The organism is Streptomyces sp. NBC_01515, from assembly GCF_045040345.1.
In the GTDB taxonomy this organism is placed as follows: Bacteria; Actinomycetota; Actinomycetes; order Streptomycetales; family Streptomycetaceae; genus Streptomyces.
The window spans coordinates 8,988,468-9,001,094 of sequence record NZ_CP109416.1; the positions used below are offsets into that span (position 1 = coordinate 8,988,468).

10 protein-coding genes are annotated in these 12,627 nt (G+C 70.1%); 3 read left to right on the top strand and 7 right to left on the bottom strand.

All coding sequences use genetic code 11. From position 1 onward, the window contains the following. Nucleotides 1-6: 6 nt before the first annotated feature. The 3 genes from ccrA to OG407_RS40220 form a co-directional block, all read right to left on the bottom strand. The gene (gene ccrA / locus OG407_RS40210) at nt 7-1,350 is read right to left on the bottom strand and encodes a crotonyl-CoA carboxylase/reductase (protein WP_405865020.1); all 1,344 of its coding nucleotides are present in this window, start codon (nt 1,348-1,350) and stop codon (nt 7-9) included. A gap of 428 nt (nt 1,351-1,778) precedes the next feature. Beyond that, complete coding sequence (locus tag OG407_RS40215) at nt 1,779-2,606, bottom strand: TetR family transcriptional regulator (protein ID WP_033279584.1); 828 nt, start codon at nt 2,604-2,606, stop codon at nt 1,779-1,781. A gap of 118 nt (nt 2,607-2,724) precedes the next feature. Continuing rightward, a complete protein-coding gene (locus OG407_RS40220) occupies nt 2,725-4,530 on the bottom strand; it encodes a 3-hydroxyacyl-CoA dehydrogenase family protein (protein ID WP_405865022.1) in 1,806 nt (601 codons plus the stop codon). Nucleotides 4,531-4,837: 307 nt separating this feature from the next. Between OG407_RS40220 and OG407_RS40225 the strand changes: the two genes are divergently transcribed. Further along, complete coding sequence (locus OG407_RS40225; RefSeq protein WP_405865024.1) at nt 4,838-5,413, top strand: adenylosuccinate lyase; 576 nt, start codon at nt 4,838-4,840, stop codon at nt 5,411-5,413. A gap of 21 nt (nt 5,414-5,434) precedes the next feature. Here the strand turns inward: OG407_RS40225 and OG407_RS40230 are convergent, their stop codons facing one another. The 4 genes from OG407_RS40230 to OG407_RS40245 all read right to left on the bottom strand — a co-directional run bounded on the left by OG407_RS40230 (nt 5,435) and on the right by OG407_RS40245 (nt 9,328). Then, nucleotides 5,435-5,968, bottom strand: a complete 534-nt coding sequence (locus OG407_RS40230; RefSeq protein ID WP_405865026.1) for a GNAT family N-acetyltransferase — start codon at nt 5,966-5,968, stop codon at nt 5,435-5,437. A gap of 62 nt (nt 5,969-6,030) precedes the next feature. Beyond that, nucleotides 6,031-6,447 (bottom strand): RidA family protein, encoded by a 417-nt coding sequence (locus OG407_RS40235; protein ID WP_405865028.1) that lies wholly within the window; start codon nt 6,445-6,447, stop codon nt 6,031-6,033. Between the two features lie 66 nt (nt 6,448-6,513). After that, nucleotides 6,514-8,094 carry an alpha/beta hydrolase gene (locus OG407_RS40240; RefSeq protein WP_405865030.1) on the bottom strand — a complete coding sequence of 527 codons (1,581 nt, stop codon included), beginning with the start codon at nt 8,092-8,094 and terminating at the stop codon, nt 6,514-6,516. A gap of 187 nt (nt 8,095-8,281) precedes the next feature. Beyond that, on the bottom strand, nt 8,282-9,328 hold the full coding sequence (locus OG407_RS40245) for an Rv2578c family radical SAM protein (protein ID WP_405865032.1): 1,047 nt from the start codon (nt 9,326-9,328) through the stop codon (nt 8,282-8,284). A gap of 180 nt (nt 9,329-9,508) precedes the next feature. On the opposite strand from OG407_RS40245, the gene OG407_RS40250 reads away from it, so the two are divergent. After that, nucleotides 9,509-9,952 carry an SRPBCC family protein gene (locus tag OG407_RS40250; protein ID WP_399389462.1) on the top strand — a complete coding sequence of 148 codons (444 nt, stop codon included), beginning with the start codon at nt 9,509-9,511 and terminating at the stop codon, nt 9,950-9,952. 166 nt (nt 9,953-10,118) lie between these two features. Further along, nucleotides 10,119-12,512: an MFS transporter gene (locus OG407_RS40255; RefSeq protein ID WP_405865034.1), complete on the top strand. Its 2,394-nt coding sequence runs from the start codon at nt 10,119-10,121 to the stop codon at nt 12,510-12,512. The last annotated feature ends 115 nt before the right edge of the window (nt 12,513-12,627 follow it).

A 12,627-nucleotide genomic window follows, 5' to 3' on the forward strand; every position in this document is an offset into this window, starting at 1 on the left:
AGGACCTCAGATGTTCCGGAAGCGGTTGATGGCGTCGATGTGCTGGGCGCGCTTCTCCTCGTCGCGCACGCCGAGGCCCTCCTCGGGGGCGAGGCACAGGACGCCGACCTTGCCCTGGTGGAGGTTGCGGTGGACGTCGTAGGCGGCCTGGCCGGTCTCCTCCAGGGAGTACACCTTGGAGAGCGTCGGGTGGATCTTGCCCTTCGCGACCAGCCGGTTGGCCTCCCAGGCCTCGCGGTAGTTGGCGAAATGGGAGCCCACGATCTTCTTCAGGGACATCCACAGGTAGCGGTTGTCGTACTCGTGGTTGAACCCGGAGGTCGACGCGCAGGTGACGATCGTGCCGCCCTTGCGGGTGACGTAAACGCTTGCGCCGAAGGTCTCGCGGCCTGGATGCTCGAAGACGATGTCCACGTCCTCGCCGCCGGTGAGTTCACGGATCCGCTTGCCGAAGCGCTTCCACTCGCGCGGGTCCTGGTGGTGCTCGTCGGCCCAGAACTTGTAGTCCTCGGCGGTGCGGTCGATGATCGCCTCCGCGCCCATCGCCCGGCAGATGTCCGCCTTCTGCTCGCTGGAGACGACACAGATCGGGTTGGCGCCGCCCGCGAGCGCGAACTGCGTGGCGTACGAGCCGAGTCCGCCGCTCGCGCCCCAGATGAGGACGTTGTCGCCCTGCTTCATGCCGGCGCCGTTGCGGGAGACCAGCTGCCGGTAGGCGGTGGAGTTCACCAGCCCCGGGGCGGCGGCCTCCTCCCACGACAGGTGGCCCGGCTTGGGCATCAGCTGGTTGGACTTGACGAGCGCGATCTCGGCGAGCCCGCCGAAGTTGGTCTCGAAGCCCCAGATCCGCTGCTCGGGGTCGAGCATCGTGTCGTTGTGCCCGTCGCTCGACTCCAGCTCCACGCTCAGGCAGTGCGCGACGACCTCGTCACCGGGCTTCCAGGCGTTCACGCCCGGGCCGGTGCGCAGGACGACGCCCGCGAGGTCGGAGCCGATGATGTGGTACGGCAGGTCGTGCCGCTTGGTGAGCTCGCTGAGCTTGCCGTAGCGCTCCAGGAAGCCGAACGTCGACAGCGGCTCGAAGATCGAGGTCCACACGGAGTTGTAGTTGACCGAGGAGGCCATCACGGCCACCAGGGCCTCGCCCGGGCCCAGTTCGGGCACCGGGACGTCGTCCAGGTGGATCGACTTGCGGGGGTCCTTGTCGCGGGTGGTGAGGCCCGCGAACATGTCCGTCTCGTCCTTGTGCACGGTGATCGCGCGGTACGACTCGGGGAGCGGCAGGGCGGCGAAATCGGCCGGAGTCGAGTCCGGCGACTGGATCGCTTCGAGGATGTCCTTGACGGTCACGGTGTTGCCTCCGGCGAAGTGCGCCCTGAGGGAGGGGCGCCGATGGTTACGTCGGTGCTGCTGCTGAGGGTGGGTGCTGAGGTGCCGTCGGTTCGGCGGGTGGTGCTTCGGCAGCGCTTTGTGGCGCGGGAGGTTGCCTGTGACGCAGGCGTCCGGGCGCGCAGCCCAGTGGTGGGTTGCGGGGACAGCCGGCGTACGAATGGTCTCTGCACGCCGGCCGCCCGGACCTCTTCAACGTATGACACTGCGTGTCACCCCGCAAGGCACCGAGTGCCATGAATCGCTCTCGGGTGAAATCTTTACGTAACAAATGAGCGATGATCGATCGAACGGGGTCTGAAAGGTGCGCGAAAAGGGGCTCTGACATGCCAAAACGGCCACCCCGTGGGGCGGCCGTCATCACAGAGCCCGTAGGGGCCCGAGGGTCCTCAGCGGTCCCGCAGTGCCTCTTCGATGGTCCGCATGACCTCGTCCAGCGGGGCGTCGGTGCGGGCGACGGTCACCAGGACCTCGCCCTGCTGGTGCACCATCGCCGTGGCCGGCTTGGGGGTCGTGGTGCGGCCGGCGCCGATGCCGCTGCCGAACGTCTTCCGTACGATCCCGAAGGCGTGGTCGAGCTGTGCCTCGACGTCGCCCTGGCCGCCGGCCCGCAGCCAGCGCCGGAGCACGTGGTTGTGGGCGGTGACCACGGCCGAGGCGGCGACCTCGGCTAGCAGCGGGTCGTCGTTGGCGTCGTCGTCGTGCGCGTGCTCGTCGAAGTGGCCCAGGAGGTAGCGCGTGAACAGCCGCTCGTAGCGGGCCACCGACGCGATCTCGGCCTCGCGCAGGGTGGGCACCTCGCGCGTCAGCTTGTAGCGGGCGACCGAGATCTCCGGCTGGGCCGCGTACATGCGCATGACTTCCTTGATGCCCCGGCACACCGTGTCGAGCGGGTGCTCGTGCGCGGGGGCGGCATTGAGCACCGCCTCGGCCCGGATCAAGGTGTCGTCATGGTCGGGAAAGATCGCCTCTTCCTTGGAGCGGAAGTGGCGGAAGAAGGTCCGGCGCGCGACCCCGGCCGCGGCCGCGATCTCGTCGACGGTGGTCGCCTCGTACCCCTTGGTCGCGAACAGCTCCATCGCGGCCGCCGCCAACTCGCGCCGCATCTTGAGGCGCTGGGCGGCGGCACGACTGCCCGCGGCACTCTCCGGTGCGTCGGGCGTGGCTGGTGTACGGGAGGGCTTGGCGGGCTGGGGCATGACCCGAACGTACTGCATGTGCGCAGCTTGGCGCGCACGTCCGGGGTTTCCCCCGCCCGCTGTGGGCAGGGGTTCTCCGGCGGGATCGAGCAGCCCGCCCCAGTCGCCGTCGACCGCGAACGGCCCGCCGGGATGCTCAGCGGCGGGCATATTCGCGGAAGCCGCGGCCCGTCTTGCGGCCGAGGCAGCCCGCGGCCACCAGGTGCTCCAGGAGCGGTGCCGGAGCCAGGCCCGGGTCGCGGAACTCGCGGTGCAGGACCTTCTCGATCGCGAGGGACACGTCGAGCCCGACGACGTCCAACAGCTCGAAGGGGCCCATCGGGTAGCCGCCGCCCAGCTTCATCGCGGCATCGATGTCGTCAAGAGACGCATAGTGCTCCTGCACCATCTTGATCGCGTTGTTGAGGTACGGGAAAAGCAGTGCGTTGACGATGAATCCAGCTCGGTCACCACAGTCGACCGCATGCTTCTTGATCTTGACGCAGACCTCGTGCACTGTTGATTGGACGTCAACATCCGTCAACACCGTACGGACCACCTCGACCAGCTTCATGGCCGGTGCGGGGTTGAAGAAGTGCATGCCGATCACGTCCTGCGGACGCGAGGTGGCGCGGGCGCACGCGACGACCGGGAGCGACGAGGTCGTGGTGGCCAGGACCGCGCCCGGCTTGCAGACCTTGTCCAGCGTCGCGAACAGCTGCTGCTTGATCTCCAGGTCCTCGGCGACCGCCTCGACGGCCAGGTCGACGTCCGCGAAGGAGTCGTAGGAGCCCGCCGGAGTGATCCGCTCCAGGGCCTGCGCGGCGGCCTCGGCGGTCATACGGCCCTTGTCGACGGAGCGTGAAAGCGACTTGCCGATACGGGACTTGGCGACCTGCGCCTTCTCCTCGCTGCGCGCGGCGAGCACGACCTCGTACCCGGCCTTGGCGAAGACCTCGGCGATACCGGACGCCATGGTCCCGGAACCGGCGACACCGACCGAGCGGACCGTACGACCCGGGGTGAGCCGCGCGCCCTCGACCGGGGTCAGCGCGTCCCGCACGACGGTCGCGCTGCCGGGAGTCTCGTAGGAGTAGAAGCCGCGGCCCGTCTTACGGCCGGTCAGGCCCGCCTCGCTGAGCTGTTTCAGGATCGGCGCGGGGGCGTGCAGGCGGTCGTGGGACTCGGCGTACATGGCCTCCAGGACCGTGCGCGCGGTGTCGATGCCGATGAGGTCGAGGAGCGCGAGGGGGCCCATGGGGAGCCCGCAGCCGAGCCGCATCGCGGCGTCGATGTCCTCGCGGGAGGCGTACTTCGCCTCGTACATCGCGGCCGCCTGGTTGAGGTAGCCGAACAGCAGCCCGTCCGCGACGAACCCGGGCCGGTCGCCGACCGCGACGGGCTCCTTGCCCAGCTCGATCGCCAGCTCGGTGACGGCGGCGACGGCGGCGGGCGCGGTCAGCACCGAGGAGACGACCTCGACCAGCTTCATCGCGGGCGCCGGGTTGAAGAAGTGCAGCCCCAACACCCGCTCGGGGCGGGCCGAATCGGCCGCCAGCCGGGTCACGGAGAGGGCGTTCGTACCGGTCGCGAGGATGGTGTCGGGTCGCACGACCCCGTCCAGCTCGCGGAAGATCTGGTGCTTGATCTCGTACGACTCCGGGGCCACCTCGATGACCAGGTCGGCGTCGGCCGCGGCGCTCAGATCGGTGGAGGTGCGGACGCGGGCCAGGGCGTCGGTGCGCTCCTGCTCGGTCAGCCGGCCGCGCCGCACGGCGTGGGCGGTCGCGGTCTCCAGGGCGGCGACGGCGTGGGCGGTCGCGGCCTCGCTGACGTCGATGCCGACGACGTCGCGGCCGGCCCGGGCGAGGACCTCGGTGATACCGGTGCCCATCGTGCCGAGACCGACGACGGCAATGGTCTTGAACGGGGACAGGGGAGCGTCGGACAGGGGAGCTGCCATCGCGGGACTCCTGGAATGAGGGTGACGACTGGGAGCGCACGGAGTGCGGGTGATGCCGGGCGACGAGCGCATACGCCCGGCGAGAAGAGGGAGTTCCGACCGGCCCTGTCCCAGGCCTGGTCGTACCGCGGTACACGAGGCACCGAACCGACTGCACTCACGGCGGCTGCGTCACCAGGCCGCCGTAAGGAGATACACGAGTGGGTAACTCGCTCACCTGAGCTTAACCGGTGAGTAACGAGCGCGCCAGCCCCCGAGTTTGTGATGTAGGTCCCGGGCTTCCTGTGACACCCATAGGCTCGGTTTCATGGACGAAGAGTTGCGATCACTCACGGAGCGCTTACGGCAGGAGTCGGGAGGAGCGGTGCCGTACGAGCGACTCGTGGCGACCGGCGACCTCGACGAACTGGCGGAGGTCCTCACCGCCCCCGGCCATCCGCTGTGGGCAAGGGAGTTGGCCGCGTTCCGCCTGGGCCTCGCCCGCGACCGGCGTGCCTTCGAGTCCTTGGTCCTCCTCCTCAACCACCGCGAACCACAGCGCTGTGCCTCCGCCGCGTACGCCCTGGCCCGCCTCGACGACCCCCGCACCGCCCGCGCTGCCGCCGCCCTCGCCACCAACGAACTCCGCGTCGCCTACGCCCTGCAGCCCGTCCGACTCCTGGCCGATCTCCACGCCCCCGAGTCGGTCCCCGCCCTCATCACCACCCTCCAGCGCCGCCTCCGCCCGCACGACCCGTACCGCCGCGTGGCCCTGGCCTGCGTCGAGGGCCTCGGCGAACTGGCCGACCCGCGCGCCAGACCGGTACTGAACGACGCGCTCGCCCACCCGGCACTGGCGGAGGCTGCGGTGCACGCGCTGGGGCGGATTCCACGGCAGCGGTGAGCCGTCGGCCCCGTGCGGCGCTCAGCCCCTCAGTTCCTTGACGTACCGCAGCTCGGGCACCGCGACCCCCTCCACCTCGTACGGCTCCTCCGCGCCGTCCGCCCGGAAGCCCGCGCGCTCGTAGAAGCGGCGGGCGCGGGCGTTGCCCCGGACGACCCAGAGGCGGACGCGGTCGTGACCTCGGGCAGCGCACTGCCGTAGGGCCTCCTGCATGAGGGCCCGGCCGACGCCGGTGCTCACGTACCGGGGGTCGAGATAGATGGCGTACAACTCGGCCTCCCCGGTGCGGAGTTCACCGTCGCGGTACGGTCCGATCGCGGCCCAGCCGATGAGTTCGGCGCCCCGCGTCGCGACCAGGTTCAGCACGCTGCCGTCCCCTTGCCCGAAGCGGGCCCGGCGGCGTTCGGCGTCGGTCTTCGCGCTGAGGGCGTCGAGGAAGGGCTGCGGCATGAGGCCCCGGTACGCGAACTGCCAGCCCAGGACGCGGATTTCGGAGACGCGGTCGCAGTCGGCGAGGGTCATCGGGCGGATCTGCGGGGGCTCGGCGTCGTCCATGGCGGCACCCTAGGGATGCGCCGACCGCGCCCGCCTCCCAATTAGCCGCGCCTGCCCCCGAATTACTCGGCTTGCCGGGATTGCTCGGCGATCACCGCGAACGCCTCGATCTCCATCAGGAACTCCGGTCGCACCAGCGCGGCGACCTGGACGGCCGAGGCGGCAGGAAGCCGGTCGTCGGGTATGTGTGCCGCGCGGGCCGTGCGGATGGCCGGCATGTGGGCCATGTCCGTGACGAAGTAGGTCAGTTTGACCACGTCGTCGAAGGTGGCGCCCGCGGAGGCCAGGCAGCGGCGGAGGTTCTCGAAGACCTGGCGGGCCTGGGCCGCCGCATCGCCCTCGCCGACGAGCTTGCCGTCCTCGTCCAGGGCGAGTTGGCCGGAGATCGCGACGAAGCGGCCGGTGCCCGTCACGACGTGGGTGTAGGCCGTCGCGGGGGCGACGCCGTCGGGGGCGGGAATCCTCGTCAGCTCACTCATGCGTCCATGGTGGACCATGGGTCTGACAACGAGGATTCCCGCCCCCGGGGGACAGTCGGGCGGGGCTCAGCCGCGGAAGCCCAGCAGGCCGTGCAGCGTCGAACCGTGTGCCGTGCTCGTCGCCGCCTTCGCCGTGGTCAGTGGCTGGGGGTCCGGCGTCTTCTGGCACACCGCGTCGACCTCGCGGCCACTGCGCGGCACCTTGCCGTCGGTCAGATACGTCGCCAGGTACTTGTCCAGGCAGGCGTTCCCGCTCAGCGTGATGCCGTGGTTCCCGCCGCCCTGCTCGACCACGAAACTCGAACCGGCCAGCATCTGGTGGACCGTCGCGCCGCCCTCGTACGGAGTGGCCGCGTCGTTCGTCGCCTGGAACAGCAGCACCGGCGGCAGCTTGCCGTTGGCGATGTTGATCGGCTGCTCCGACTTCGTCGGCCAGAACGCGCACGGCGCGTTGTACCAGGCGTTGTTCCACACCATGAACGGCGCCTTGTCGTAGGCCGCCCAGTTGTCCTTGCGCCACTGGTTCCAGTCGCGCGGCCAGGACGCGTCACGGCACTGCACCGAGGTGTAGACGCTGTACCCGTTGTCCCCGGAGGCGTCGATCGCGGCGAAGTTCTCGTACGTCTCGACCAGCGGATCGGCGTTCTTGTCGTTCACGTAGGCCGCGAACGCCTCGGCGAGATAAGGCCAGTAGCCGTTGTAGTACCCGCCCGGGATGAAGGTGTCCTCCAGCTCGGAGGCCCCCACCTTCCCGCCCGCCGGCTTCTTCGCGAGCGCCTTCCGCATCGCGTACCACTTGGCCTCGATCCTGGCCGGGTCGGTGCCGAGCTTGTACGTGGAGTTGTACTTCGCGATCCACGCCATGAGCGCCTGCTGGCGGTCGTTGAAGGCGTAGTCCTGGCCGAGGTTGTCGTCGTACCAGACACCGGTGGGATCGACGATGGAGTCGAGGACCAGGCGGCGTACGCGCTCCGGGTAGAGCTTCGCGTACACGGCACCCAGGTAGGTGCCGTACGAGTAACCGAAGTAGTTGATCTTCTTCGCGCCGAGCGCCGCCCGGATCGAGTCCATGTCCCGCACGGCGCTGATCGTGTCGATGTACGGCAGCACGTTCGCGTACTTCTTGCCGCAGGCGGCGGCATAGGCCTTCACGCGCGTGAGGTTGGCCTTTTCCAGTGCCGGGGTGCTCGGCACCGAGTCGGGGCGCACCGGGTTGAAGTAGCCGGGATCGCAGTCGAGGGCGGGGGTGCTCTTGCCGACACCGCGCGGGTCGAAGCCGATGACGTCGTACTGGGACGCCACCGCCTTGGGCAGCGAGGACGCGACGAAGCCCGCGAGGGTCAGTCCGCTGCCGCCGGGGCCGCCGGGGTTGACCAGCAGCGGTCCTTGGTACGTCTTCGCGGTGTGCGGGACGCGGGACAGGGCGAGCGAGATCTGCTTGCCGTGCGGGTTCGCGTGGTCCAGGGGCACCTTGACGCTTGAGCACTGGAGCGTCGGATAGTCCGTGGTGGCACAGCTCTTCCAGCTGAGCTTCGCAGCCTGGACGGCGCTCGTGGGGTGCGCGGTGCTCGCGTCGGCGGGGAGAGCGGTGACCGTCCCGGCCACGACGACGGCGGCACCGCACAGTACGGCTGCGCGTTTTCTCATACGTCCTCCCAGGACGGAGAGGCGGCGGACAGCGGGTTTTCGCGGTCCGTCCTCGCCGCATAGTCCCGAAATCTCGGGGCGGAAGAACCTGTTCAGCCCATACTTGACCCAATTGGGCCGCCGGATCCGCTCGAACGCCCTCGGTTCGGTGGGAAGCGCCCCCGGGTCGGCTCAGGGGCGAACGCGCTCAGATCAGCGTGAGCTGCGTCGGCTCGGACACCGGCTGAGCCGCCGGGTCCGGCGGCTCGGGGATCCGGCGCGGCATCCCCGCGCGCGCGGGACCGATGCCGTACTCCTGCGCCAGGTCGTGGACCTGACGGGTGATCCGGCGCTGGTACCACTTCGGGGCGTACGCGCCCTCCGCGTACAGCCGCTCGTAACGGCGCACCAGGTGCGGGTGGTGCTGCCCGAGCCAGGCCATGAACCACTCGCGGGCGCCGGGCCGCAGATGCAGCACCAGGGGTGTCACCGAGGAGGCCCCGGAGGCCGCTATCGCCCTTACGGTGGCGCGCAGTTGGGCCGGGTGGTCGCTCAGGAAGGGGATCACCGGGGCCATCAGGACCCCGACGTCGATGCCGTGTCCGGTCAGTGTCCGTACGGCGTCCAGGCGCCGCTCCGGGGACGGCGTGCCGGGCTCCACCGTGCGCCACAGCGCCGGGTCGGTGAAGCCTACGGAGACCGAGACGCCGACGTCGGTGACCTCGGAGGCCTGCACCAGGAGGTCCAGGTCGCGCAGGATCAGCGTGCCCTTCGTGAGGATCGAGAAGGGGTTCGCGTGGTCGCGCAGGGCGCCGAGGATGCCCGGCATCAGCCGGTAGCGGCCCTCCGCGCGCTGGTAGCAGTCGACGTTCGTGCCCATCGCTATGTGCTCGCCCAGCCAGCGCCGGGAGCCGAGCTGGCGGCGCAGCAGGTCCGGCGCGTTCACCTTGACCACGATCTGCGAGTCGAAGCCGAGGCCGGTGTCGAGGTCCAGGTAGCTGTGCGACTTGCGGGCGAAGCAGTACACGCACGCGTGCGAGCAGCCCCGGTACGGGTTGACCGTCCACTCGAAGGGCATGCGGGAGGCCCCCGGCACCCGGTTGATGATCGAGCGGGCCCGCACCTCGTGGAAGGTGATCCCGCGGAACTCGGGTGTGTCGAAGGTACGGCTGACCACGGCGTCCGCGCCGAACAGCGCGGCGTCGGCCGCCCGGCTGTGACCGCCGGACTCGGCGGTGAGGTTCTCCCAGCGCATGACGCCTCCTAAGTAGGCCTGCCCTCCGAGTGAAACACTTGTTCGAATTACTGTGCAAGTGTCATTCCCGATCGCTTCCGACGCCTTGAGGCACCCCGATTTGGGTGGCCGTGGGCGGGGGTGGTTGGCTTGCCCCGACCCCGAGAACCCATGTCCTGACTCATGTCCTGGAGGAAACCGATGGCGCAGGTCGAGGCGACTACCGAGCGGGTCGTCGCAGCCGACGCGGAGGCTGTCTTCGACGCCCTCGCCGACTACAGCGGCACGCGCGCGAAGGTGCTGCCCGAGCAGTTCAGCGAGTACGAGGTACGCGAGGGCGGCGACGGCGAGGGCACCCTCGTCCACTGGAAGCTCCAGGCCACCAGCAAGCGCGTCCGCGACTGCCTCCTGGAGGTCAGCGAGCCCACCGAGGGCGAACTGGTCGAGAAGGACCGCAACTCCACCATGGTCACCACCTGGCGGGTCACCCCGGCCGGCGAGGGCAAGTCCCGCGTCGTCGTGACCAGCACGTGGGACGGTGCCACCGGCATCGGCGGCTTCTTCGAGCGCACCTTCGCCCCCAAGGGCCTCGGCCGGATCTACGACCTGGTGCTCGACAGGCTCGCCGCCGAGGTCGAGAAGTAGGCCCCAAGGGCCAAGCCGCCAGGGCGCGTTGGCGCTCCGGCCGCGTCCCTCACCGGTTCGAGTGGATCTCCGTTCGAGCCGGGCGTACGCCGTAACTCGTCACGCTTGCTCGCAGTTGTCGCCTAAAGCGGGAATTGTGCGGCAGGCGCGACGAGGGGAGCGGTACGTGGGCGGGACGACTCTGGTGCAGGACGAACAGGCCCCGGCACCCCCGGAGACACCCGTCCCCGCACCCGTCGAGAAGGCCGAACTGAGCCCGCGCCGCGTGCGGTTGGTGTTCCTCGGCCTGATGCTCGCGCTGCTGCTCGCGGCCCTCGACCAGATGATCGTCGCCACCGCGCTCCCGAAGATCGTCGGCGAACTGCACGGCCTGGACAAGATGTCCTGGGCGATCACCGCCTACCTCCTCACCTCCACCGTCGGACTCCCGGTCTACGGCAAACTCGGCGACCTCCTCGGCCGCAAGAGCGTGTTCCAGTTCGCGATCGGCGTCTTCGTCATCGGCTCCGCGCTCTCGGGCCGCGCCCAGTCCATGGACCAGCTCATCGCGTTCCGCGCGGTGCAGGGCATCGGCGCGGGCGGACTCATGATCGGCGTGCAGGCGATCATCGCGGACATCGTGCCGCCCCGGGAGCGCGGTCGCTTCATGGGCCTGATCGGCGCCACCTTCGGACTCGCCTCCGTGGCGGGGCCGTTGCTCGGCGGCTACTTCACCGACCACCTCTCCTGGAGGTGGTGCTTCTACATCAACGTGCCTTTCGGCGTGGTGACGTTCGCCGTCGTGACCGTCGTACTGAGACTGCCGAAGCCGACCGTCAAGGCGCGCCTCGACATCCTCGGCGCGCTCCTCCTCGCCGCCGCCTCAACCTGCCTGGTCCTGCTGACCAGTTGGGGCGGGACCGAGTACGCGTGGGGCTCGCACGTCATCCTCGGGCTCGGCGCGGGAGCGGTGGCCGCCGCGGTCCTCTTCGTCGTCGCCGAGCGCTTCGCGCCCGAACCCCTCATCCCGCTACGGCTGTTCAAGGACGCCGTCTTCAACGTCACCGCCCTCGTGGGCCTGGTGATCGGGGTCGCGCTGTTCGGGGCCGCCAGCTATCTTCCGACCTTCCTGCAGATGGTCGACGGGGCGAGTGCCACCGAATCGGGACTGTTGATGCTGCCGATGATGGGCGGCATCGTCGGCGCGTCCATCGTCTCCGGGCAGCTCATCAGCCACACCGGCCGCTACAAGATCTACCCCCTCCTCGGCAGCGCGCTGGCCACCCTCGGCATGTGGCTGCTGTCCCGGCTCGAAGTCGACACCTCCCGGCTGCAGTACAGCGTCTGGATGGCCGTCCTCGGCGCCGGCATCGGCATGGTGATGCCCGTCCTCGTCCTCGCCGTGCAGAACTCCGTACGGCCCGCCGACCTCGGCACCGCCACCAGCGCCAACAACTACTTCCGGCAGATCGGCGGCAGCGTCGGCGCCGCGATCTTCGGCACCCTGTTCGCGAACCGGCTCACCGACGCCCTGCGCGACCGCATCCCCGCGCGCGCGGGTGCCGGTCTTCCCGACCCCGAGTCCATCACCCCGCAGCTCGTCCACACGCTGCCCCCGGCCCTGCGCGACGGCTACATCCAGGCGTACGCCGACGCCATGCCGCGGATCTTCCTCTACCTGGTGCCGGTGCTCGCCCTCGGCCTGCTCATCGCCTTCTTCCTCAAGGAGAAACCGCTGGTGTCCCACAACGCCCCCGCCGAGACGTCCGAGGCCGCGCCCCTCAACAACTCCCCGATCCCGCAGGCCCGTTCGGCGTACGCGGCCGGAATCCCCGTCTGCGGCACGGTGCAGCACCCCGACGGGACCGTCGTGCCCCGTGCCGCGCTCACCCTCATCGACGTCTCCGGCCAGCAGATCGGGCGCGGGGCCAGCGGCGCGGACGGGCGGTACGCGCTGTCGACGCCCGGCTCCGGGTCGTACGTCCTGATCGCGGCGGCCGGCGGGCACCAGCCGCAGGCGGTGTCCGTCACCGTCGGCGAGCGGCCCGTCGAGCTGGACGTCGTCCTCGGCGGCGCCGGACGCCTCGCCGGGAGCGTGGTGACCGCGGACGGCACCCCGGTGCGGGAGGCCGCCGTGACGCTCACCAACGTGCACGGCGAGGTCGTCGCCAGTACCCGCAGCGGGCGCGAAGGCACCTATGTCATCAGCGAGTTGGTGGCCGGCGAGTACACCCTCGCCGCCAGCGCGCCCGCGTTCCGCCCGGCCGCGCTCCCCGTCAGCGTCCAGGCGTCCCGCGAGACCCGCCAGGATGTCGAACTCGCCGGCGGCGCCGTGCTGCGCGGCACCGTCAGGGCGAGCGGCGGGCGGCCCGTCGAGGACGCGCGCGTGACGCTCCTCGACGCGGCGGGCAACGTGGTCGACACCCTCACCACCGGACCCGACGGAACGTTCCGGTTCATCGACCTGTCCTCCGGCGAGTACACGGTGATCGCCGCCGGGTACCCGCCCGTGGCCACCGTGCTCCAAGTGGCGGGCGGGGGACGCACCGAGCGCGATCTCCAACTCGGCCACGAGGACTGAACTCCCGCCCCACGGAGCGCGGAGGCGCACGCCGGTGCGATGGAGTGGAACCAATTCCAGGAATGCCACACATCGCCACCGGCCGCCCCCGTAGCGTGGTCGGTGGCGGCACAGA

Coding starts and splice junctions, on each gene's coding strand:
- OG407_RS40215 (WP_033279584.1), bottom strand. CDS start 2,606: ATGCAGTACGTTCGGGTCATGCCCCAGCCCGCCAAGCCCTCCCGTACA.
- OG407_RS40220 (WP_405865022.1), bottom strand. CDS start 4,530: ATGGCAGCTCCCCTGTCCGACGCTCCCCTGTCCCCGTTCAAGACCATT.
- OG407_RS40225 (WP_405865024.1), top strand. CDS start 4,838: ATGGACGAAGAGTTGCGATCACTCACGGAGCGCTTACGGCAGGAGTCG.
- OG407_RS40230 (WP_405865026.1), bottom strand. CDS start 5,968: ATGGACGACGCCGAGCCCCCGCAGATCCGCCCGATGACCCTCGCCGAC.
- OG407_RS40235 (WP_405865028.1), bottom strand. CDS start 6,447: ATGAGTGAGCTGACGAGGATTCCCGCCCCCGACGGCGTCGCCCCCGCG.
- OG407_RS40240 (WP_405865030.1), bottom strand. CDS start 8,094: ATGAGAAAACGCGCAGCCGTACTGTGCGGTGCCGCCGTCGTCGTGGCC.
- OG407_RS40245 (WP_405865032.1), bottom strand. CDS start 9,328: ATGCGCTGGGAGAACCTCACCGCCGAGTCCGGCGGTCACAGCCGGGCG.
- OG407_RS40250 (WP_399389462.1), top strand. CDS start 9,509: ATGGCGCAGGTCGAGGCGACTACCGAGCGGGTCGTCGCAGCCGACGCG.